This window comes from Streptomyces sp. NPDC048664, assembly GCF_040650555.1.
In the GTDB taxonomy this organism is placed as follows: domain Bacteria; phylum Actinomycetota; class Actinomycetes; order Streptomycetales; family Streptomycetaceae; genus Streptomyces.
Map to the genome: position 1 here is coordinate 14,091 of NZ_JBEZHK010000020.1, position 19,751 is coordinate 33,841.

A 19,751-nucleotide genomic window follows, 5' to 3' on the forward strand; every position below is an offset into this window, starting at 1 on the left:
ACACCCCGCTCGCAGGGGACTGCGGGCGACACCGGGCCAGGTCGTCATCGGCTTCGACCCGGTCGTGCCCTCGCGCACACACCCGGAGCATCCGGTTCCGGATCTCCTCACCGATCGGACGGCCGCACGCCCCACACCCCCCGGGGCGGGCGGCACACCGATTCGGACGGCTGCCCCGGATCCCCCCCTTCCGGGGTGGCCGACCTGCCTTCCGCGTCTGCTCCCCCAGGTCCTGCGAAGCTGTTCGCGTGCCGACCTCCTCAGACCCCAGCGACACAGCCCCCGCGCTCCAGGCACCGTCCGGCGCGGGGCCCGCACCGCTGCCCCGGCCGCCGCGGCCCTCTCGCGTCCTGCCCCCCGTGGTGCTCCTCTTCCTCCTGATCACCTGGCAGGTCGTCACCCGTGGTCCGCTCGAACGGGCGGACGAGTGGCTGAGTTCCGCCCTGGTCCACCCGGGCCGGATCTCCATGCTGCTGGCCGACCTCGGAAACGTGGAGGTCGCCGTTCCCGTCCTGGCCGTCGTCCTGATCGCCGTCGCCTGGCGCGCCCGGGAGGCGGGTGCGGACCGGTGGTGGCTGGCGTCGGTGGCCGCGGCGGGGCTGATGGCGGCCGTTCCGGTGCTGGTGGTCGTGCTCAAGGCGCTGATCGCCCGGCCCGGGCCGCCCGGCTCGGGGACCGTCACCGGCTTCTACCCCTCGGGCCACACGGCCACCGCCACGCTCGCCTACGGCCTGGCGGGACTGGTGCTGTGGCCGTGGCTGGCCACCCCCCAGGCCCGCCGCAGACTGCTGGACGTCTGCGTCGCGGTGATCCTGGGCGTCGTCTACGGCCTGATCCGCAGCGGCTACCACTGGCCCCTGGACACCCTGGCGAGCTGGTGCCTGTGCGCACCGGCGCTGTACGCGCTGTGGAGCCTGCTCAGCCGCCGTGCCGATGAGCGGCACCCCTCGGCCCCCGCCACCGAGCCGGCCACGGGCACCGGCACCGGCACCGGCACGGGGTGACCCCTCACGCCGGGCCGGTGCCGCGGCCGGACCGCGCGGCCCGACCGCGCCCCGACGACCGGTCGTGCCGCGTCAGCTGTCGAAGCCCAGGCCCAGCCGGTCCATCGTCCTCAGCCACAGGTTGCGCCGGCCGCCGTGCGCGTCGGCGCGGGCCAGCGACCACTTGGTGAGGGCGATGCCCGTCCAGGCGAAGGGCTCCGGCGGGAACGGCAGCGGCTTCCTGCGGACCATCTCCAGCTCGGTGCGCTCCGTACGCTCCCCCGCCAGCAGGTCCAGCATCACCTCGGCGCCGAAGCGGGTCGCGCCGACACCGAGGCCCGTGTAGCCGGCGGCGTACGCCACCCTGCCCTGGTGGGCCGTCCCGAAGAACGCGGAGAAGCGGGAGCAGGTGTCGATCGCGCCGCCCCAGGCGTGGGTGAAGCGGACGCCCTCCAGCTGCGGGAAGCAGGTGAAGAAGTGCCCGGCCAGCTTGGCGTAGGTCTCGGGACGGTCGTCGTACTCGGCGCGCACCCGGCCGCCGTAGGGGTAGATCGCGTCGTAGCCGCCCCACAGGACGCGGTTGTCGGCCGAGAGCCTGAAGTAGTGGAACTGGTTCGCCGAGTCGCCCAGGCCCTGGCGGTTCCTCCAGCCGATCGAGGCGAGCTGGGCGTCGCTGAGCGGCTCGGTCATCAGCGCGTAGTCGTAGACGGGGACGGTGTACGCGCGCAGGCGCCGCACCAGGTTCGGGAAGATGTTCGTGCCGAGCGCCACATGGCGCGCCCGCACCCGGCCGTACGGGGTGCGTACGGCCATGCCGGCGCCGTACGTCCGCAGGCTGAGCGCGGGGGTGTGCTCGTAGATCCGGACCCCCAGCCGGAGGCAGGCGCGCTTGAGTCCCCAGACGAGCTTGGCGGGGTTGACCATGGCCACGCCCCGGCGGTCGTACAGGCCGCCCAGGAAGGTGGGGGAGTCGATCTGGGCGCGGACCGCCGCCGCGTCCAGGTACTCGTAGCCCTCGGCGAGGCCGAGTCCCTCGGTCTCCTCGTACCACGCGCGCAGTTCCCGCGCCTGGTACTCCTCCGTCGCCACGTCGATCTCGCCGGTGCGCTCGAACTCGCAGTCCAGGGAGTGGCGGGTGACGGCCGTCTCGATCTCGTCGAGGTTGCGGGCGCCGAGTTCCTCCAGTCGGTGGATCTCGTCGGGCCAGCGGGCCAGCCCGTTGGCGAGGCCGTGGGTGAGGGAGGCGGCGCAGAAGCCGCCGTTGCGGCCCGAGGCGGCCCAGCCCACCTCGTGGCCCTCCAGGAGCACCACGTCCCGTCCGGGGTCGCGCTCCTTGGCGACGAGCGCGGTCCACAGGCCGCTGTAGCCGCCGCCGACGACCAGCAGATCGCAGGTCTCGGGGCCGGTGAGGGCGGGCTCGGGGCGGGGCCTTGCGGGGTCGTCCAGCCAGTACGGGACCGGCTGGGCTTCGGAAAGAGACGTGGTCCAACGGGTCATGGCGCTCGGGGCCATGATTCCAACTCCCTACGGATGTGTCACGGAACGCGTCAGGCCTTGGAGCGGTTGCGGCGATTGCCGATGACCATGGAGGCCAGGACGAGGAGCACGGCGACGATGAACATCGTCGTACCGATGACGTTGATCTGCACGGGCGTGCCGCGCTGTGCCGAACCCCAGACGAACATGGGGAACGTGACGGTCGAGCCCGCGTTGAAGTTCGTGATGATGAAGTCGTCGAAGGAGAGCGCGAAGGCGAGCAGCGCGCCCGCGGCGATCCCGGGTGCCGCGATCGGCAGCGTGACCCTGAGGAACGTCTGCACCGGTCCCGCGTAGAGGTCCTGTGCGGCCTGCTCCAGTCGCGGGTCCATCGACATGACGCGCGCCTTGACGGCCGTCACGACGAAGCTGACGCAGAACGTGATGTGGGCGATCAGGATCGTCCAGAAGCCGAGCGGAGCGCCCAGGTTGAGGAACAGGGTGAGCAGCGAGGCCGCCATGACGACCTCGGGCATCGCCATCGGCAGGAAGATCAGCGAGTTGATGGAGCCGCGCGCGCGGAAGCGGTGGCGGACCAGCGCGAACGAGATCATCGTGCCGAGGAGGGTGGCGCCGACCGTCGCCCAGACGGCGATCTGAAGGCTGAGCGACAGTGAGCCGCACATGTCGGCGACGCCGCAGGGGTTCTTCCAGGCGTCCAGGGAGAACTGCTGCCACGCGTAGTTGAAGCGCCCCTTCGGCTTGTTGAAGGAGAACACCGTCACGACGATGTTGGGCAGCAGCAGGTATCCGAGGGTCAGAAGTCCCGCGAGAACGACGAGATTGCGCTTGAACCAGGTGACGACGGCCATTTAGACCAGATCCTCCGTTCCGGACCTGCGGATGTAGATCGTGACCATGAGGAGGATCGCGGCCATCAGGATGAACGAGAGCGCCGCGGCCGTCGGGTAGTCGAGGATCCGCAGGAACTGGGTCTGGATGACGTTGCCGACCATCCGGGTGTCGGTGGAGCCGAGCAGGTCGGCGTTGACGTAGTCGCCGGCCGCCGGGATGAAGGTCAGCAGGGTGCCGGAGACCACGCCGGGCATCGACAGCGGGAAGGTGACCTTGCGGAAGGTCGTCAGGGGCGCGGCGTACAGGTCGCCGGCCGCCTCGTGCAGGCGCCCGTCGATGCGCTCCAGCGAGGTGTACAGCGGAAGGATCATGAACGGCAGGAAGTTGTAGGTCAGACCGCAGATCACCGCGAGCGGGGTGGCGAGGACGCGGTCCCCCTGGGTCCAGCCGAGCCAGTTGGTGACGTCCAGCACGTGCATCGCGCCGAGGGCGCCGACGACGGGGCCGTTGTCGGCGAGGATCGTCTTCCAGGCGAGCGTGCGGATCAGGAAGCTGGTGAAGAACGGCGCGATCACCAGGATCATGACCAGGTTGCGCCAGCGGCCGGCGCGGAAGGCGATGAGGTAGGCGAGCGGGTAGCCGAGGACCAGGCACAGCCCCGTGGCCGCCGCCGCGTAGAGCACGGAGCGCACGAACTGCGGCCAGTACTGGGCGAGCGCGTCCCAGTAGGTCGCGAAGTGCCAGGTGACCTGGTAGCCCTGCTCCAGGGAGCCCGTCTGCACGGAGGTCGAGGCCTGGTAGACCAGCGGCAGCGCGAAGAAGACGACCAGCCAGAGGATGCCGGGCAGCAGCAGCCAGTACGGGGTGAGCCGGCGCCGCCTGCGCGGCGGCTTCGTGGTGGGGACGGTGGGCGCCGGCGGGGACGGCGCTTCGGTGACGGCGGCCATCAGGCTGCTTCCTCCTCGGCCGTCTCGACACCGGCGTCGATGTCCTGTGCCGCGTCGAGACCGAAGGTGTGCGCCGGGTTCCAGTGCAGGACCACGTCGGCGCCGGGAACCAGGCGGGGGTCGCGGTCGATGTTCTGGGCGTAGACCTCGAACCCGGGACAGACCGGGGAGTCGATCACGTACTGCGTGGAGACGCCGATGAAGCTCGATTCGGCGATCTTGCCGGTGATGCGGTTGCGGCCGTCGGGGACGCTGCCGGCGTCGTCGGCGTGGACGAGGGATATCTTCTCCGGGCGGACGCCGACCAGCACCGTGCCGCCGGGCCGCGCCGCGGCGGAGCACCGTGCCCGGGTGAGGGCGAGCTTGCCGCCGCCCGCCCTGAGGACGATCTCCTCGCCGCTCCTCGCGTCGACCTCGGCCTCGATCAGGTTGGAGCTGCCGAGGAAGTTGGCGACGAACGTGGTCTGCGGGTTCTCGTACAGATCGTCGGGCGAGCCCAGCTGCTCGACCCGGCCGCCGTTCATCACGGCGATGGTGTCGGCCATGGTCATGGCCTCTTCCTGGTCGTGCGTGACATGGATGAAGGTGATGCCGACCTCGGTCTGGATGCGCTTGAGCTCCAGCTGCATCTGGCGGCGGAGCTTGAGGTCGAGGGCGCCCAGCGGCTCGTCGAGCAGCAGCACCTTGGGGTGGTTGATCAGGGCGCGGGCCACGGCCACGCGCTGCTGCTGGCCGCCGGAGAGCTGGTGCGGCCTCTTGCGCGCCTGCTCTCCGAGCTGCACCAGGTCCAGCATGTCCTCGACCTGCTTCTTCACCGACTTGATGCCGCGGCGGCGCAGCCCGAAGGCGACGTTCTCGAAGATGTCCAGGTGCGGGAAGAGCGCGTAGGACTGGAACACCGTGTTCACCGGCCGCTTGTACGGCGGCAGGCCGGTGACGTCCTGGTCGCCGAGGTGGACGGTCCCCGACGTGGGCTCCTCCAGGCCGGCGATCATGCGCAGGGTGGTGGTCTTTCCGCAGCCGGAGGCGCCGAGCAGGGCGAAGAAGGAACCCTGGGGCACGGTCAGGTCGATCGGGTGGACGGCGGTGAAGGAGCCGTAGGTCTTGCCGATCCCGGTGAGGCGGACATCTCCGCCGTTGTCGTTCGTCATGGTGGTCACGCCCCTGTCAGCTTCGCGAACTTCTCTTCGTAGGCCGTCTCTTCCTTCTGCGTCAGCGAGCGGAAGGCGTGCGACTTCGCGGCCATGGTCTTGTCCGGGATGATCAGCGGGTTGTCCGCCGCACCCTTGTCGATCTTCGCGAGGTGGGGTTTCACTCCGTCGACGGGGGTCACGTAGTTGATGTACGCGGCGAGCGCGGCGGCGTTCTCGGGCTCGTAGTAGAAGTCCATGAGCCGCTCGGCGTTCGTCTTGTGGCGCGCCCTGTTGGGGATCAGCATGTTGTCGCTCGACGTCATGTAGCCGCTGTCCGGGATGACGTATCCGACGTCCGGGCTGTCCGCCTGGAGCTGGACGATGTCGCCCGCCCAGGCGACGCAGGCCGCGAAGTCGCCCTTGGTGAGGTCCGAGGTGTAGTCGTTGCCGGTGAAGCGGCGTATCTGCCCGTTGTCGACGGCCTTCTGGAGCCGGGCCATGGCCGCGTCGAAGTCGTCGTCGCTGAACTTCGCCGGGTCCTTGCCCATGTCGAGCAGCGTCATGCCGACGCTGTCGCGCATCTCGGACAGGAAGCCGACGCGCCCCCTCAGCTTGGGGTTGTCCAGCAGGTCCGAGACCGACCTGACCTCGATGCCGTCCAGTGCCTTCTTGTTGTAGGCGATGACGGTGGAGATGCCCTGCCAGGGGTAGGAGTAGGCGCGCCCCGGGTCCCAGTCGGGGGCGCGGAACTGGTCGGACAGGTTGGCGAAGGCGTGCGGGAGGTTGGACTGGTCCAGCTTCTGCACCCAGCCCAGGCGGATCAGCCGGGCGGCCAGCCAGTCGGTGAGGACGATGATGTCGCGGCCGGTGTCCTGGCCCGTGGCGAGCTGCGGCTGGATCTTGCCGAAGAACTCGTTGTTGTCGTTGATGTCCTCGGTGTACTTGACCTTGATGCCGGTGCGCCGGGCGAAGGTGTCGAGCGTCGGGTGCCGCTTGCCGCTGTCGTCGACGTCGATGTACTCGGTCCAGTTGGAGAAGTCGACGACCTTCTCCGTGGCCGAGTGGTCCTGGGCCGAGGTGCCGCCCTGGGCCTTGCCGGCCGCGGGGATCCCGCAGCCGCTGAGCGCGCCGAGGCCGCCCACGGCGAGCGCGCCGCCCGCCGAGGCGCGCAGCAGGGAGCGTCGGGTGAGGGCGGCCCTGCCGCGGAAACCGCGCCGCACGGCGGCCGCTTGGGCCGGGGTCAGGCGGTCGGGCTCGAACTGGTCCATGCGCGTGGTGCCCTTTCGGGTGGTGATGTCCGGGCGGTGAGGTGGCCGCGGTCGGACGGCCTGTCTGCTAGCGGTCCCCGAAGATCGTGCGGTGCCAGTCCTTGGCGGCCACCGCGGTGTTGTCGAACATGACGTGCTTGATCTGCGTGTACTCCTCGAACGAGTAGGCGGACATGTCCTTGCCGAAGCCGGACGCCTTGTGACCGCCGTGCGGCATCTCGCTGATGATCGGGATGTGGTCGTTGACCCACACGCAGCCCGCCTTGATCTCGCGGGTCGCGCGGTTCGCCCGGTACACGTCGCGGCTCCAGGCGGAGGCGGCGAGCCCGTAGGGGGTGTCGTTGGCGAGGCGGATGCCCTCGTCGTCGCCGTCGAAGGGCAGGACGACGAGCACCGGTCCGAAGATCTCCGACTGGACGATCTCACTGTCCTGGGGTGCGTCGGCGACGAGGGTGGGCCGGTAGTACGCACCGCTCGCGAGCTCCCCGCCGGGCGCCTCGCCGCCGGTTACCACGCGCGCGTAGGCCCGTGCCCGGTCCACGAAGGCGGCGACCCGGTCGCGCTGGGCGTGCGAGATCAGCGGGCCGAGGTCGGTGCCGGGCGCGAAGGGGTCGCCGAGCCGGACGGTCTCCATGAGGGCGGCGGTCCTGCGGACGAACTCCTCGTACAGGGGGCGCTGCACGTAGGCGCGCGTGGCGGCGGTGCAGTCCTGGCCGGTGTTGATGAGCGCGCCCGCGACCGCGCCGTGGACGGCGGCGTCCAGGTCGGCGTCGTCAAAGACGAGGAAGGGCGCCTTGCCGCCGAGTTCGAGGTGCAGCCGCTTCACGGTGGCGGTGGCGATCTCGGCGACGCGCTTGCCGACGGCCGTGGACCCCGTGAAGGAGGTCATGGCCACGTCGGGGTGGCCGACGAGGTGTTCGCCCGCCTCCTTGCCGGTGCCGGTGACGACGTTGACGACGCCGTCGGGGAGTCCGGCCTCGGAGGCCGCCCGGGCGAACAGCAGCGAGGTCAGCGGGGTGAGCTCGGCCGGCTTGAGGACGATCGTGTCGCCCGCGGCGATGGCGGGGAGGACCTTCCAGGCGGCCATCTGGAGGGGGTAGTTCCAGGGCGCGATGGAGCCCACGACGCCGATGGGCTCCCGCCGGACGTACGAGGTGTGGTCGCCGGAGTACTCGCCGGCGGACTGCCCCTGGAGGTGCCGGGCGGCGCCGGCGAAGAACGCCGTGTTGTCGACCGTGCCGGGGACGTCGAACTCGCGGCTCAGCTTGAGGGGCTTGCCGCACTGGAGCGACTCGAAGCGGGCGAACTCCTCGGCCCGCTCGGCCAGGACGGCGGCGAAGCGGTGCATGGCGTCGGAGCGCTCACCGGGGGTGGCGGCGGACCAGGCGGGGAAGGCCGCGCGGGCGGCGGCTACGGCGCGGTCCACGTCCTCGGCGCCCGCGAGGTCGTAGGAGCACACCTCGGCTCCCGTCGACGGGTCCACCACCGCGTGGGTACGGCCCGACGTGCCCTTGACCGTCCTGCCCGCGATGTACTGCGCGCCGTCCGCGAGGAACTCCCGCACGTCGTCCCGCGTCCGCGTGCGGAGATCGGCGTCGCCGGCGTTGCCCGGGTTGTGCATGTCGCTCTCCTTGGCCGCCAGTCCGCTTCCGCGGCGGGGGCTGGCGCGTAGCTCCGGCTCGATTTGAGTGCCGATCCTGACAGAGCTACTGGCCTCCAACAAGTGATTCCGTTGTTGCCTTTTGGTTACGCGACGGAATCTGTCGACCAGGTGTCGACTCAGCGCCGCAAAGCGAGGACGGAGTGTCAGTGGCGCGTGCCACACTCGCGTGCATGGGGAAGATCGACACACGGGAAGCGCTGGTCCAGGAGGTCCGGGCGGGGGCCAGGGTGAGGTACCTGCACTTCTGGGGGCACCGCCCGCGACGGGACGGGCAGGTGGGGACGGGCTGCCTGAGCCAGTGGTGGCCGTCGCCGTTCACCGTGGAAGGAGTGGAGTACGCGACGGCGGAGCACTGGATGATGGCGTCCAAGGCCCGGCTCTTCGGCGACGCGGAGGCGGAGCGCGGGGCCGTGGCCGCGGCGAACCCGGCGCTGGCCAAGAAGGCGGGGCGGCTGGTGCGCGGTTTCGACGAGCTGGTGTGGCAGCGCGAGCGGTTCGCGATCGTGGTCGAGGGCAGCGTCCACAAGTTCGCCGCGCACACCGATCTGCGGGATTTCCTGCTCGGCACCGGGGACCGGGTGCTGGTCGAGGCCAGTCCGATGGACCGGATCTGGGGCATAGGCCTCGCCGCGGCGGACGAGAGAGCGGACGATCCGCTGCGCTGGCGCGGTGCGAATCTGCTCGGCTTCGCGCTGATGGAAGCGCGTGAGCGGCTGAGGGGGTGAGCGGCGCGGGCCGGGTGGTGGCGAGCGCGGGCCGCGCCCCCGAGGGGGCGGTCCTGGCGGGACGCCCGTGGTGGCGTCCCGCGCGGCTTCGGATCAGCTCGCGCCGGAGACGGCGCTCATGAAGCTGGCGAAGAGCAGCAGCCCCAGCAGCGGAAGGATCACCGTGGCGACGATGCCGAGGACGAGTCCCGACGTGGCCGCCCCCTTGTTGGTGGCCTCACCGCGCTTCGCCCTTCCTCGGCCGATCGCGCCGAAGATGATCGCGAGGATGCCGAGGATCATTCCGGCCCACCACAGGATGAACGTCAGGCTGAGCACCACGCCTATGATCCCGCAGACCATACCGGCGGTTCCCAGGCCGTTGCTCGGCTGCTGCTGCATCCCGTAACCGGGGGCGTTGTAGTAGCCGCCCTGCGGCGCCATGGGGTATCCGGCCTGCGGCGCCGGAGGGTAGCCCTGGCCCGACTGCGGATATCCGTATCCCGGTGCCTGCTGCGGCATCGGAGGAACGGAAGAAGGATGGCCGTAGCCGCCTGGCACAGCATTCGGGTCGGACATGAAGTGATCTCCCCTCGTTGACAGTCGGAACATCGTAATGGTCCGGGTGGCACTCGGGGATACCGAAGGAAGAAGGCCGGTCGACGTCCCGGTGGCGGCCACGGCGGCCCGCGCGAGGGGGCCGTCAGCGGGCCTGGACCACCGACTGGGTCATCCGTGCCGCGCCGTAGGAGTCGTGGTCGACGGAGTCGTCGGAGTGGGTGATGGCGGTCGCGACCCCGATGACGAGAAGGATCATGACCAGGATGCCGAGGATGGTCCCGATGATCCCCATGATCAACCCCGCCTGCGCCTGGCCCGGGTTGGTCGCCTCTCCCCGCTCGACGCGCTTGCGCGCCTTGACACCGAAGACGATCGCGAGGATGCCGAGGACGACGGAGAGGACGCCGTACGCGCAGAACAGGGCGCACGAGATGATGCCCAGCACCATCGCGGCGGTGCCCAGGCCGTTCTGCGCGCCCGGCGCGCCGGGCCAGCCCTGGGCCGGGTAGGCGGGATAGCCGTAGCCGCCCGCACCGGGGCCCGTGGGCGCGAGGGGAGGCGGCGGCAGCATGCCGTCCGCCGGGTGCGCGGCCGGGGTGCCCCCGGCCGGTCCGAAGCCGGGCGGAGCGTAGCCCTGCGGGGGCGTCGACGCCTGCGGGGACATCGGCGCCTGCGGCGGGGCGACACCGTCGGCACCCGGCATCGCGGCCATCGTCGGCATGTCGTGCACGGCCGGTGCCGCGTCCGTCGACTTGCTCAGTGAGGGCCTGCTGTCCGGCGGCGCCCACGGGTTGGGTGCGTCGCCCGCGTCAGGCCTCGTCTCGTCCGCCATACCCCGGCCCCCTCGTTCGAATGCTCACGCCATGCTACGGCCCCAGGTTCGCACACGTGATCGGCGCCGCCCGCCACCGGTCACCCGGCCACGGCCGGAACACGCCGCCTACGATGGTCACCGCATCACCGATCAGCCGATCACCCGCGCCGCCCGAGACGGCGCCGTTCCCTGGGAGGAACCCCTTGAGCGACCCGCAGGCCTTCATCGCCGGACTGCCCAAAGCCGAACTGCACGTGCACCACGTCGGCTCCGCCTCCCCCCGCATCGTCTCGGAACTGGCCGCCCGCCACCCCGACTCCAAGGTGCCCACGGACCCGGAGGCGCTGGCCGACTACTTCACGTTCACGGACTTCGCCCACTTCATCGAGGTCTACCTCTCCGTCGTGGACCTGATCCGCACCCCGGAGGACGTCCGGCTGCTGACCTTCGAGATCGCCCGCGACCTGGTCCGGCAGAACGTGCGCTACGCGGAGCTGACCATCACTCCGTACTCCTCGACCCGGCGCGGCATCGACGAGCGGGCCTTCATGGCCGCCATCGAGGACGCCCGCAAGGCCGCCGAGGCCGAGCTGGGCGTGATCCTGCGCTGGTGCTTCGACATCCCGGGCGAGGCGGGTCTCGAGTCGGCCGAGGAGACGACCCGTCTCGCCGTCACCGACGGCATCCGCCCCGAGGGCCTGGTTTCCTTCGGCCTCGGCGGACCGGAGATCGGTGTGCCCCGGCCCCAGTTCAAGCCCTACTTCGACCGCGCCATCGCCGCGGGCCTGCACTCCGTGCCGCACTCCGGCGAGACCACCGGCCCGCAGTCGATCTGGGACGCGCTCAACGAACTGCGCGCCGAGCGCATCGGCCACGGCACGAGCGCCACCCAGGATCCGGCGCTGCTCGCGCACCTCGCCGAGCACCGCATCCCGCTGGAGGTCTGCCCGACCTCCAACATCGCCACCCGCGCGGTGCGCACCCTCGACGAGCACCCGATCAGGGAGATGGTGCGGGCCGGAGTGCTGGTCACCGTCAACTCGGACGACCCGCCGATGTTCGGCACCGACCTCAACACCGAGTACGCGGTGGCCGCGCGGCTGCTGGACCTCGACGAGCGGGGGCTCGCCGCGCTCGCCAAGAACGCGGTCGAGGCGTCCTTCCTCGACACCGCCGGCAAGGCCCGGCTCTCGGCCGAGATCGACGCCTACACCGCGGCGTGGCCGAAGCACTGACGCCACTCACCCCGGCGGTCCGGTGCGCGCCGGACCGCCGCCACAATGGCCTCATGCGCACCGTGACCGCCGTCGCCCACCGCGGCGACCCCTACCACCACCGAGAGAACACGCTCGCCTCGCTGCATTCCGCGCTCCGACAGGGCGCGGACGCGGTCGAGATCGACGTACGGCTGACCCGTGACGGTGTCCCCGTCCTCCTGCACGACGCGACGCTGAAACGGCTCTGGCAGCAGGACCGGCCGCTCGCGGCGCTCTCCTCGGACGAGGTGCGGGGGCTGACGGGGGGCGGCGTGCCGGCCCTCGCCGAGGCGCTCGAGGCCACCGCCGGCAGCCGGGTCATGGTCGACCTGCCGGGGTCGCCCACGGCCGGGGCCGTGCGGCGGATCGTGGACGTCGTCCGGCAGTGCGACGCCCGCGAGCGGGTGTACTACTGCGCGGGGGCGCAGGCCATGCTGGCGGTCCGCGCGGCCGACCCGTCGGCGGAGATCGCCCTGACCTGGACGACCCTGGCCCCGCCGCGGCCGGCGGTGCTCGACGCGGTGCGGCCCCGGTGGCTCAACTACCGCTTCGGCCTGATCGACGAGGCGCTGGTGTCGCGTGTGCGGGGGTCCGGGCATCTGCTGTCGGCGTGGACGCCCGATACGCGGCGTGCGATGCGGCGGCTTGTGGCGCTGGGTGTGGACTCGATCACGACCAACCGGATCGACGCGTTGCGCACGGTGTGCGAGGCCTGAGCCGTCGCCCTGCCGGGCGTGCGGGCCCCTTGAGCGTGCCTCGTCGCCGGCTGCGGGCCGGTGGGAGCGTTCGCGCAGTTCCCCGCGCCCCTCAGGAATCCCCCGGTTCGTCGCCGGCTGCGGGCCGGTGGGGGTATTCGCGCCGTTCCCCGCGCCCCTGAGGAATGCCGGCTCGTCGTCGGCCGCAGGCCCGTGGGGGGTACTCGCGCAGTTCCTCGCGCCCCTCACGAACCTCGGCTCGTCGTCGGCTGCGGGTCGGTGGGGGGTACTCGCGCAGTTCCTCGCGCCCCCAAAAAACCCGGCTCGTCGTCGGCCGCGGGCCGGTGGGGAGTTCTCGCGCAGTTCCTCGCGCCCCTGAGGAACCTCCCGGCTCGTTGTCGGCTGCGGGGCGGTGGGGGCCGTGGGCGGGCGGGTGCCTGGAAGTGGCGGGGCAGGGGGTGTATTCAGGTTGTCACGGTCGCTCGCGCTCTGGCGACCCGTACCGCCTCCGACAGGCCCGCCACGTCGTACGCCCCCTCGTGCCGGCGTCCGTTGACGAAGAACGTCGGCGTCCCCGCCACCCCGCTCAGGTCCGCCGACTCCACGTCCTCCGCGACCCGCGGCGCCCCGGCCCCCGCCCGCATGTCCCGTTCGAACCGCCCCGTGTCCAGCCCGGTCCGACCGGCGTACCGCCGCAGGTCCTCCAGCTCCAGGGCGCCCTGGTGGGCGAGCAACAGGTCGTGCATCTCCCAGAAGCGCCCCTGCAGCGCCGCCGCCCCCGCGGCCTCCGCCGCGAGCTGCGCGTGGACATGGACGTCGCCGAGCGGAAAGTGCCGCCACACGTACCGCACGTCGCCGAAGTCACCGAGCAGTTCCCGCACGGCCTGTTCCGCCTGCCCGCAGAACGGGCACTCGTAGTCGCCGTACTCCACGATCGTCACCGGCGCGTCGCGCGGCCCGCGCACATGGTCGCGGTGGAGGTCCACCGGCACCGCGAGGTCGGTGATCGTCTCGGCGCTGCCGTACAGCGCCCGCAGGCGCGTCGGCCCCGGCAGCAACCGGAGGGCGCCGGTGACCAGCCGGCTGGTCGCGAACGAGGCGACCACCGCGCTCAGGATGCCGATCTTCGCGTCCTGGAGCCGGGTCCCGGTGAACGCCAGCGTGGCGATGAGCAGGGAGACCGTGAAGCCGACCCCGGCCAGGGTCCCGCCCGCGAGAACGGCACCCCAGCCGACCGGGACCCTGATGCGCCCGCGGCCCACGACCGCGGCCGACACCGTGGCCCCGACGATGCCGAGCGGCTTGCCGACGACATAGCCCAGCAGGATGCCGAGGGTGACGGGCGAGCCGAAGGCCCTGCCGAGCTGGTCGCCGTGGACCGGGATGCCCGCGTTGGCCAGGGCGAAGAGCGGCACGACGACGTAGCCGGCCCAGGGGTGGAACAGGCGCTGCAACCGGGCGTTCGGTGAGATCGCCGAGGCGAGCCCGACGCGCACGTCGCGCTCCAGTTCGGGGGTGGGCTGCTCGCGGAAGAGCCGGAACAGCCCGGTCGCCCGCTCCAGATCGGTGCGCGCCGCCGGATGGGCGTAGGTCAGCAGCCCCATGGCGAGGCCGATGACCACCGGGTCCACCCCCGACGCGAGCAGCGCGAACCAGGCGACGGCGGCCGCGATCGCGTACAGGAAGCCCTTGCGGAGCCTGAGCCGTCGCATCAGCAGGACGGCCGCGAAGACGCCGACGGCCACGAGCAGGGCGGGCACCGCGAGGCGGTCGGTGTAGGCGACGGCGATGACGCCGAGCGCGAGGAAGTCGTCCACCACGGTGATCGTCAGGATGAAGACCCGCAGTCCCGGCGGCATGCGGCGGCCCACGACCGCGAGCATGCCGAGCGCGAAGGCGGTGTCGGTGGACATCGCCGCGCCCCAGCCCCGGGTCGTGCCCTGGCCCGCGTTGAAGGCGAGGTAGATCGCGACCGGCGCCAGCATGCCGCTGAGGCCCGCCACGAGCGGCAGGGTCAGACGCGAGCGGTCGCGCAGCTCACCCATGTCGAACTCGCGCCGCGCCTCCAGGCCGACGACGAAGAAGAAGACGGTCATCAGCCCGCTGTTCACCCAGGTGCGCAGCGGGAGCGACACCCCGCGGGAGCCGAGGCGGACCGACAACGACGTGTGCCAGAACGACTCGTACGCCGCGGGTGCCGCGTTCGCCCACACCAGGGCGGCGAGCGTCGCCGTCACCAGGACGGCGGCGCTCCCGGTCTCGGTCCGCAGGAAGTCGCGCAGCGGGGAGTGCGCGTGGCGGCCGCACGCGGTCCGCCCGGTGTAGTCGGTGGCGTCGAAGGACATGCGACGGGCGTCCTCAGGAGCCGGTGGTCAGCACCATGCGAAAGCGCGCCGCACCGGAGAGCATGCGAGCGAACGCGTCGCCGGCCTCCTCCAGCGGCACCGTCTCGATCATCGGGCGGACGCCGAAGCGCGCGCTGAAGCGCATGGTGTTCTCGACCTCCTTCGCCGTGCCCGAGGGATGACCGATCACGGACTGGGCGCCGGAGATGAGTTGGAGCGGCGTCACGCCGATCGGCTGATCCGTCACGCCGATCACGATGAGCTGCCCGTGCGGGGCGAGCCCGTCGATCGTCGCCTCCATGGCGGCGGAGTTCGCCGCGGTTCCCAGGACGGCCGCGGCTCCGCCCAGATCCTTCAGCTCCCGCGCGGGGTCGGAGGCCGAACTGTCGATGTAGTGGTGGGCCCCCAGCTCCCGGGCGAGGCTCTCCTTGTCCCGGCCGCGGGCGATCGCCACGGTCTCGAAGCCCATCCTGGCGGCGTACTGCACCCCCAGATGTCCGAGGCCGCCCACGCCGAGGACCGCGACCAGGTCGCCGGCCCGCGCCACGCTGCTGCGCAGCCCCATGAACGAGGTCACCCCCGCGCAGCCGAGCGGAGCGGCCTCCGCGGCCGACAGGCCCTCGGGGATGCGGGCCAGGGCCTGGACGGGCGCCACCATGTGGGTGGCGTATCCGCCGTCGTACGCCAGGCCGGGTACCTTCAGGTTGACGCAGCTCATGAAGTCGCCTTGGCGGCAGGGGCCGCAGTGGCCGCAGTTGCCTCCGAACCAGCCGACCTCGACCCGGTCGCCGACCCTCCAGTCGTCCACCGCCTCGCCCACCGCGTCGATCCGTCCGGCCACCTCGTGTCCGGGCACGAGCGGGAACCGGGTGCCGGGGAGCGGGGTCCGCACCATCACGGCGTCGGTGTGGCAGATGCCCGCGGCCTCCACGGCGATGCGCACATGTCCCGGCCCCGGCTCCGGGATCTCCCGCTCCACGACCTCGAACCGTCCTCCCGGCTCCGCCACCTGGGCGACGCGCATGACAGACATGGTCCTCGACTCCATCCCCTGACTCGGCGGACCGGCCGAATGCCGGCCGACAGGGAAGGATCATGTCGTTCTGGCACGGAATGGTCCGGTACGCCGCGCCGCGCCACGTCACGGGAACCCCGGGGGTGAGTACGGCGTCCCCAGGGCAGAACGACAGCACGGGAATGCCTTGGAGGGCGTGCTTCATGGAGTCCGAGATCCACTTCAGCGGCAACTACCGGGACATGTGCGAGCAGCACGGCACCGGAGCCGGCTTTCAGTTCGAGTTCTCCTGCTCTCGCTGCGCCGACACCTGGCGCTCACCCTTCGAGCCGTTCCGGGCCGGGCAGATGGCCGGCTGGCTGTCGAAGGGGATGAACGCGGCCTGGTCGGTGGTGGGCGGGGCGGGCCGGGGCGTGTCCGACGCGGCCGACGGCCTGGCGGGGGCCCACTACGGCACGCAGCGGGACGCGGCGTTCTCCCGGGCCATCGCCACCGCCCGGGAGCACTTCAACCGCTGCGCCCGCTGCACGGGGTATGTGTGCGCCCGCTGTTGGGACCCCGGGCAGGGGCTGTGCCTCGCCTGTTCCCCGGACACCGCGGCCGAGGCCCAGGCGGCGCGGCAGAGGGGCCTGAACGACATGGTCTCGCGGCACGCGTACGACGCGGGACAGCAGCGCGGGCAGGGGTACGACGCCACGACCCCGCGTCAGCTGGTGTGTCCGCACTGCCGGACCCAGACGCGCGGCGCGACGTTCTGCCCCGGCTGCGGGCACCGCCTCGGGCAGGCGTCGGGCTGCTCGGCCTGCCACCAGGAGCTGCCGGACGGGGCGGCCTTCTGCCCGGCGTGCGGAACGCGGCGCTGATCTCCCGGCGGGTCGGCAGGGCGGCGGGGCCGCCGGGCCCGGCTCAGTGCTTCGCGCCGGCGCCGGCCGCCGCTCTGCCCGCCTTGGCCCAGTTGGCGTGCAGCCGGTCCAGATAGGAACGGGCCTGGCCGCCGGGGGTGGCGCCGCGGGCGAAGGCGAGCATGTTGCCCGCGCCGGCGTTGTAGCCGAGGGCCAGCAGTTCGTCCTTGCTGTACGAGGCCGGCCAGGTGGAGGGCAGCTGGGCCGCGAGGTCGTGCAGGTACCAGGCCTCGGCCTCGATGGCGAGGGCACGGTCGTCGGGCAGTTCCGCCCAGCCGCGGTGGGCGAAGTCGCGGCCCTTCTTGGTGCCGTCGAACGTCGCGCGATGCATGTTGGCGATGCCGAAGGCCGCGTCCGCCTTGATCTTCTGCCAGGCCCGTTCGAAGGCCGGGTCGTGCGGCTTGTAGTCCTCGTTGTACAGGATCGCCATCAGCAGCTGGGCGCTGACGCCGGTGCGGTCGGCCTCGGCACGCACCGAGGAGGCGTAGTCGGCGGGGTCGTACGACGAGGCGGCCGGTGACGCGGAGTCCGTCGCCCGGCCGGGCGTGCTCGTCGCCCCGGACGGCGAGGGGGACGGGGACGGGGCGGTTCCGGAGCGGGGCGGAGCGTCGGACTGAGGGGTGCCCGCCGCGCGCACGATGACGTAGAGGGCCAGGACGAACACGGCCACGGCCAGCCACCGTCGCCGTCGTGTCCGGACATCGGCCATACGCCACCCTCTTTCGCACCGCTGCCTGGTCGGACCCGCCGCAGGTCAGTCCTCGTAGAAGTTGTTCACCTCCACGTCCGGTGCGTCGTCGTCGAACGCCTCGTTGAGCAGCGCGCCGCCGATCAGGCCGGCCGCACCGGCGCCGATGAGGGCGCCCGCGCCGAACCGGCGTCCGCCGTGCTCCCCGTGCTGTCCGTGCTCGCCGTGGTGTCCGTGCTCGTGAGGGTGGTGGTGGTCGTAGGGGTCCGGGTACGGCGGTGACGGCGCGTATCCCTGCTGGGGGTAGCCGTATCCCTGCTGCACCGGCGGCTGCGCGTACCCCTGCTGGGGCGGCGTGTACCACGGCGGGGGCGTGCTCTGCACCCGTTGTGCGCAGCCTCCGCACGCCTGCACGGGCCGGGGCACCCCCCACTGGGGCGACCACGTCACGGTCAGGGCCGCCGGGCCGTGACCGGGGTCGAAGAAGCACAACGCGGAGGGACCGCCGGCCGGGTACGGCGGGGGGACGACCGGCTGCGCCATGGCCGGCGCCACGGGCACGGGCGGCGGAACATGCGCGGGCGGCGGGACAGGCACGGGCGGTGGAACGGGCGCGGGCGGCGGCACCTGGCCGGCGAAGGGCGGGGCGGCGATGTGCCGATCGGGGGCGGGGACGGCCCTCGTGTCCTCGCGGAGCACGCGCACCCCGTAGTCCGAGGCGATGCCCGCGAGCCCGGCGGCATACCCCTGGCCGATCGCGCGGAACTTCCATTCCGCCCCATGGCGGTACAACTCCCCGAACACCAGGGCCGTCTCGGCGGTCGGGCCCGAGGCGCCCAGCTGGTAGCGCGCGAGTTCGGCGCCGCTCTCCCGGTCGACGACCCGGATGTGGGCCCCGTGCACCTGGCCGAAGCTCTGACCCCGGGCCACCGCGTCGTACACCGCGACCGGAAAGACGATCTTCTCGATGTCGTGGGGAACCCGGGTGAGGTCGATGTGGATCCGCTGGTCGTCCAGGTCCTCGGGGCCGCCGTCTGCGGCGTGCCGCACCGAACCGTCGGGGGCGGCCGGGTTGTTGTGGAACACGAAGTGGTCGTCCGAGGGGACTTTCCCCGCCGGGCCGCACAACAGCGCCCCCGCGTCCGCTTCGAGGCCGGGGCCCGCCTTCCACCCCAGCCCCACCGTGACCGCCGTCAGACCGGGGGCCTGCCTGCTCAGCGACACGTTGCCGCCCTTGGCCAGCGCCACACCCATGAGCTTCCTCCGCCGTTGTCCGCCGTATCGCACCCACCCTGATCAACGCGATCGACGCTTCTCCGGTTCCCCGCTCGCGCACCGCCCACGGTAGGTGACGACCCGATCGAGGAGGCGGCGCACCACCGGGAGACTCCCTCCTCCCCCGGGCCCGTTCACCCGGACCGGTGCGGGGAGGTGGACGCCTCGGCGCTGGGCCGCGACGAGATCGGCCCCGGCCGGCGGGTGCGGGTGTCGGAGGGCTCCGGCATACGGGGACCGGCGCTCCCGGACCCTGCGGTGGGCCGGGGGCTGACGGGCCCGGACGGCATCGACCGGGTCGGGGTCGCCGAAGAGGGCGAGGGGGTGGGATCCCCCGGGGTGGCGAGGGGCGTGGCGGGACCGCTCACGGGTGGTGGCGCCAGCGGAACCGAGGGGGGCGCGGGCGTCGTCGGACCGGCGAGGTGGAAGGGCAGCGCGACGAGGACGGCGACGGCGCAGGACACGCCCGCTCCGGCCGCGGCCCTCAGCAGCCGTCGGCGGCCAGCCGCGCGGCGAACGGCCTCGAAGTGCCCGGGGGGTGGCCCGAGGTGGGCCGACGGCGGTCGCAGGATCACCGCGAGGGGATCGTCACCGCCAGGGCCGGCGTCGAAGTCCGGTCCGTCGTCAGCGCGCGTGGTCAAGGCTTCTCCTCAGGTGCAGGCGGAGCAGTTCCCGGGCCGCGTGGAGGTCGGACTTGACGGTTCCTTCCTTGCGCCCGGTCAGCGCGGACACCTCCCGGATCGGCATGTCGGCGTAATAGTGCAGCAGGATCGGGATGCGCAGCCGGTCGGGCAGCGACTGCACGAGCAGTCGCACCGACGGGTCCGCCTGCTCGGTGGGGGGCCGTACGGCGGCCTCGGACGTGGCCTGGCGCACGGCGCGGCGCTCCCGCTCCAGCTTCCGCCAGTGGTCCCGCACCAGGTTGGCGGCGGTGACGTAGAGGAAGCCGCGGGGCTCCTCCACCCGGGTCCAGCGGGCCCAGAGCCGGGTGAACGCCTCCGAGGCGATCTCATGGGCCGTCTCGTCGTCGTCGACCAGGCGGCGGCACCAGCCGGCCAGGCGCGGGTAGAGGGCGGCGAACAGCTCGGAGGCCGCCTCGTCACGGGACCGTTTCAACGCTCTCCAGGGTCGTGGGGACACTCTACGGAACTGGACGTTCTGTGGAACTCGG

17 protein-coding genes and 2 pseudogenes are annotated in these 19,751 nt (G+C 72.2%); 5 read left to right on the forward strand and 14 right to left on the reverse strand.

Annotation, left to right across the window (positions count from 1 at the left end):
- Window positions 1–248 precede the first annotated feature (248 nt).
- Complete coding sequence (locus AB0C59_RS21675; RefSeq protein ID WP_363006937.1) at window positions 249–1,004, forward strand: phosphatase PAP2 family protein; 756 nt, start codon at window positions 249–251, stop codon at window positions 1,002–1,004.
- A gap of 72 nt (window positions 1,005–1,076) precedes the next feature.
- On the opposite strand, the gene AB0C59_RS21680 is transcribed toward AB0C59_RS21675, so the two are convergent.
- The 6 genes from AB0C59_RS21680 to AB0C59_RS21705 form a co-directional block, all read right to left on the reverse strand.
- Window positions 1,077–2,495: an FAD-dependent oxidoreductase gene (locus tag AB0C59_RS21680; RefSeq protein ID WP_363006939.1), complete on the reverse strand. Its 1,419-nt coding sequence runs from the start codon at window positions 2,493–2,495 to the stop codon at window positions 1,077–1,079.
- A gap of 35 nt (window positions 2,496–2,530) precedes the next feature.
- Window positions 2,531–3,331, reverse strand: a complete 801-nt coding sequence (locus AB0C59_RS21685) for an ABC transporter permease (RefSeq protein WP_363006941.1) — start codon at window positions 3,329–3,331, stop codon at window positions 2,531–2,533.
- The gene (locus AB0C59_RS21690) at window positions 3,332–4,261 is read right to left on the reverse strand and encodes an ABC transporter permease (RefSeq protein ID WP_363006943.1); all 930 of its coding nucleotides are present in this window, start codon (window positions 4,259–4,261) and stop codon (window positions 3,332–3,334) included.
- The gene (locus AB0C59_RS21695; RefSeq protein WP_363006945.1) at window positions 4,261–5,421 is read right to left on the reverse strand and encodes an ABC transporter ATP-binding protein; all 1,161 of its coding nucleotides are present in this window, start codon (window positions 5,419–5,421) and stop codon (window positions 4,261–4,263) included. Before AB0C59_RS21695 ends, AB0C59_RS21690 begins: the two co-directional genes overlap by 1 nt.
- Entirely contained in the window at window positions 5,418–6,662 is a 1,245-nt protein-coding gene (locus AB0C59_RS21700; protein WP_363006947.1) for a spermidine/putrescine ABC transporter substrate-binding protein, read from the reverse strand. Before AB0C59_RS21700 ends, AB0C59_RS21695 begins: the two co-directional genes overlap by 4 nt.
- A gap of 67 nt (window positions 6,663–6,729) precedes the next feature.
- Window positions 6,730–8,283 carry a gamma-aminobutyraldehyde dehydrogenase gene (locus AB0C59_RS21705; RefSeq protein ID WP_363006949.1) on the reverse strand — a complete coding sequence of 518 codons (1,554 nt, stop codon included), beginning with the start codon at window positions 8,281–8,283 and terminating at the stop codon, window positions 6,730–6,732.
- Between the two features lie 212 nt (window positions 8,284–8,495).
- Here AB0C59_RS21705 and AB0C59_RS21710 point away from each other — a divergent pair, with 212 nt between their 5' ends.
- Window positions 8,496–9,050 carry an NADAR family protein gene (locus AB0C59_RS21710; protein WP_363006951.1) on the forward strand — a complete coding sequence of 185 codons (555 nt, stop codon included), beginning with the start codon at window positions 8,496–8,498 and terminating at the stop codon, window positions 9,048–9,050.
- A 93-nt stretch (window positions 9,051–9,143) separates the two neighbouring features.
- On the opposite strand, the gene AB0C59_RS21715 is transcribed toward AB0C59_RS21710, so the two are convergent.
- Complete coding sequence (locus AB0C59_RS21715; RefSeq protein WP_363006953.1) at window positions 9,144–9,608, reverse strand: DUF4190 domain-containing protein; 465 nt, start codon at window positions 9,606–9,608, stop codon at window positions 9,144–9,146.
- Between the two features lie 124 nt (window positions 9,609–9,732).
- Window positions 9,733–10,422 carry a DUF4190 domain-containing protein gene (locus AB0C59_RS21720; protein ID WP_363006955.1) on the reverse strand — a complete coding sequence of 230 codons (690 nt, stop codon included), beginning with the start codon at window positions 10,420–10,422 and terminating at the stop codon, window positions 9,733–9,735.
- A 31-nt stretch (window positions 10,423–10,453) separates the two neighbouring features.
- Here AB0C59_RS21720 and AB0C59_RS21725 point away from each other — a divergent pair.
- Together AB0C59_RS21725 and AB0C59_RS21730 are read left to right on the forward strand one after the other, a co-directional pair.
- Window positions 10,454–11,639: pseudogene (locus AB0C59_RS21725) on the forward strand (adenosine deaminase).
- Between the two features lie 53 nt (window positions 11,640–11,692).
- Window positions 11,693–12,376 carry a glycerophosphodiester phosphodiesterase gene (locus AB0C59_RS21730; protein ID WP_363006957.1) on the forward strand — a complete coding sequence of 228 codons (684 nt, stop codon included), beginning with the start codon at window positions 11,693–11,695 and terminating at the stop codon, window positions 12,374–12,376.
- 443 nt (window positions 12,377–12,819) lie between these two features.
- On the opposite strand, the gene nhaA is transcribed toward AB0C59_RS21730, so the two are convergent.
- Both nhaA and AB0C59_RS21740 read right to left on the reverse strand, forming a co-directional pair.
- Window positions 12,820–14,700, reverse strand: a complete 1,881-nt coding sequence (gene nhaA / locus AB0C59_RS21735) for a Na+/H+ antiporter NhaA (protein ID WP_363006959.1) — start codon at window positions 14,698–14,700, stop codon at window positions 12,820–12,822.
- 13 nt (window positions 14,701–14,713) lie between these two features.
- Window positions 14,714–15,733, reverse strand: a complete 1,020-nt coding sequence (locus tag AB0C59_RS21740; protein ID WP_363006961.1) for an alcohol dehydrogenase — start codon at window positions 15,731–15,733, stop codon at window positions 14,714–14,716.
- Between the two features lie 185 nt (window positions 15,734–15,918).
- On the opposite strand from AB0C59_RS21740, the gene AB0C59_RS21745 reads away from it, so the two are divergent.
- Window positions 15,919–16,578, forward strand: a complete 660-nt coding sequence (locus AB0C59_RS21745) for a zinc ribbon domain-containing protein (RefSeq protein WP_363006963.1) — start codon at window positions 15,919–15,921, stop codon at window positions 16,576–16,578.
- A gap of 43 nt (window positions 16,579–16,621) precedes the next feature.
- On the opposite strand, the gene AB0C59_RS21750 is transcribed toward AB0C59_RS21745, so the two are convergent.
- The 4 genes and pseudogenes from AB0C59_RS21750 to AB0C59_RS21765 all read right to left on the reverse strand — a co-directional run bounded on the left by AB0C59_RS21750 (window position 16,622) and on the right by AB0C59_RS21765 (window position 19,696).
- Window positions 16,622–17,326: a lytic transglycosylase domain-containing protein gene (locus AB0C59_RS21750; RefSeq protein WP_363006965.1), complete on the reverse strand. Its 705-nt coding sequence runs from the start codon at window positions 17,324–17,326 to the stop codon at window positions 16,622–16,624.
- 675 nt (window positions 17,327–18,001) lie between these two features.
- Window positions 18,002–18,559, reverse strand: a pseudogene (locus tag AB0C59_RS21755) (TerD family protein); the annotation flags it as partial.
- A 155-nt stretch (window positions 18,560–18,714) separates the two neighbouring features.
- A complete protein-coding gene (locus AB0C59_RS21760) occupies window positions 18,715–19,221 on the reverse strand; it encodes a hypothetical protein (RefSeq protein WP_363006967.1) in 507 nt (168 codons plus the stop codon).
- Window positions 19,205–19,696 carry an RNA polymerase sigma factor gene (locus AB0C59_RS21765; protein ID WP_363006969.1) on the reverse strand — a complete coding sequence of 164 codons (492 nt, stop codon included), beginning with the start codon at window positions 19,694–19,696 and terminating at the stop codon, window positions 19,205–19,207. The genes AB0C59_RS21760 and AB0C59_RS21765 overlap by 17 nt, the downstream gene beginning before the upstream one ends.
- Window positions 19,697–19,751 lie beyond the last annotated feature (55 nt).

Coding starts and splice junctions, on each gene's coding strand:
- AB0C59_RS21730 (WP_363006957.1), top strand. CDS start 11,693: ATGCGCACCGTGACCGCCGTCGCCCACCGCGGCGACCCCTACCACCAC.
- AB0C59_RS21680 (WP_363006939.1), bottom strand. CDS start 2,495: ATGGCCCCGAGCGCCATGACCCGTTGGACCACGTCTCTTTCCGAAGCC.
- AB0C59_RS21705 (WP_363006949.1), bottom strand. CDS start 8,283: ATGCACAACCCGGGCAACGCCGGCGACGCCGATCTCCGCACGCGGACG.
- AB0C59_RS21700 (WP_363006947.1), bottom strand. CDS start 6,662: ATGGACCAGTTCGAGCCCGACCGCCTGACCCCGGCCCAAGCGGCCGCC.
- AB0C59_RS21685 (WP_363006941.1), bottom strand. CDS start 3,331: ATGGCCGTCGTCACCTGGTTCAAGCGCAATCTCGTCGTTCTCGCGGGA.
- AB0C59_RS21710 (WP_363006951.1), top strand. CDS start 8,496: ATGGGGAAGATCGACACACGGGAAGCGCTGGTCCAGGAGGTCCGGGCG.
- AB0C59_RS21715 (WP_363006953.1), bottom strand. CDS start 9,608: ATGTCCGACCCGAATGCTGTGCCAGGCGGCTACGGCCATCCTTCTTCC.
- AB0C59_RS21740 (WP_363006961.1), bottom strand. CDS start 15,733: ATGTCTGTCATGCGCGTCGCCCAGGTGGCGGAGCCGGGAGGACGGTTC.
- AB0C59_RS21720 (WP_363006955.1), bottom strand. CDS start 10,422: ATGGCGGACGAGACGAGGCCTGACGCGGGCGACGCACCCAACCCGTGG.
- nhaA (WP_363006959.1), bottom strand. CDS start 14,700: ATGTCCTTCGACGCCACCGACTACACCGGGCGGACCGCGTGCGGCCGC.
- AB0C59_RS21745 (WP_363006963.1), top strand. CDS start 15,919: ATGGAGTCCGAGATCCACTTCAGCGGCAACTACCGGGACATGTGCGAG.
- AB0C59_RS21750 (WP_363006965.1), bottom strand. CDS start 17,326: ATGGCCGATGTCCGGACACGACGGCGACGGTGGCTGGCCGTGGCCGTG.
- AB0C59_RS21690 (WP_363006943.1), bottom strand. CDS start 4,261: ATGGCCGCCGTCACCGAAGCGCCGTCCCCGCCGGCGCCCACCGTCCCC.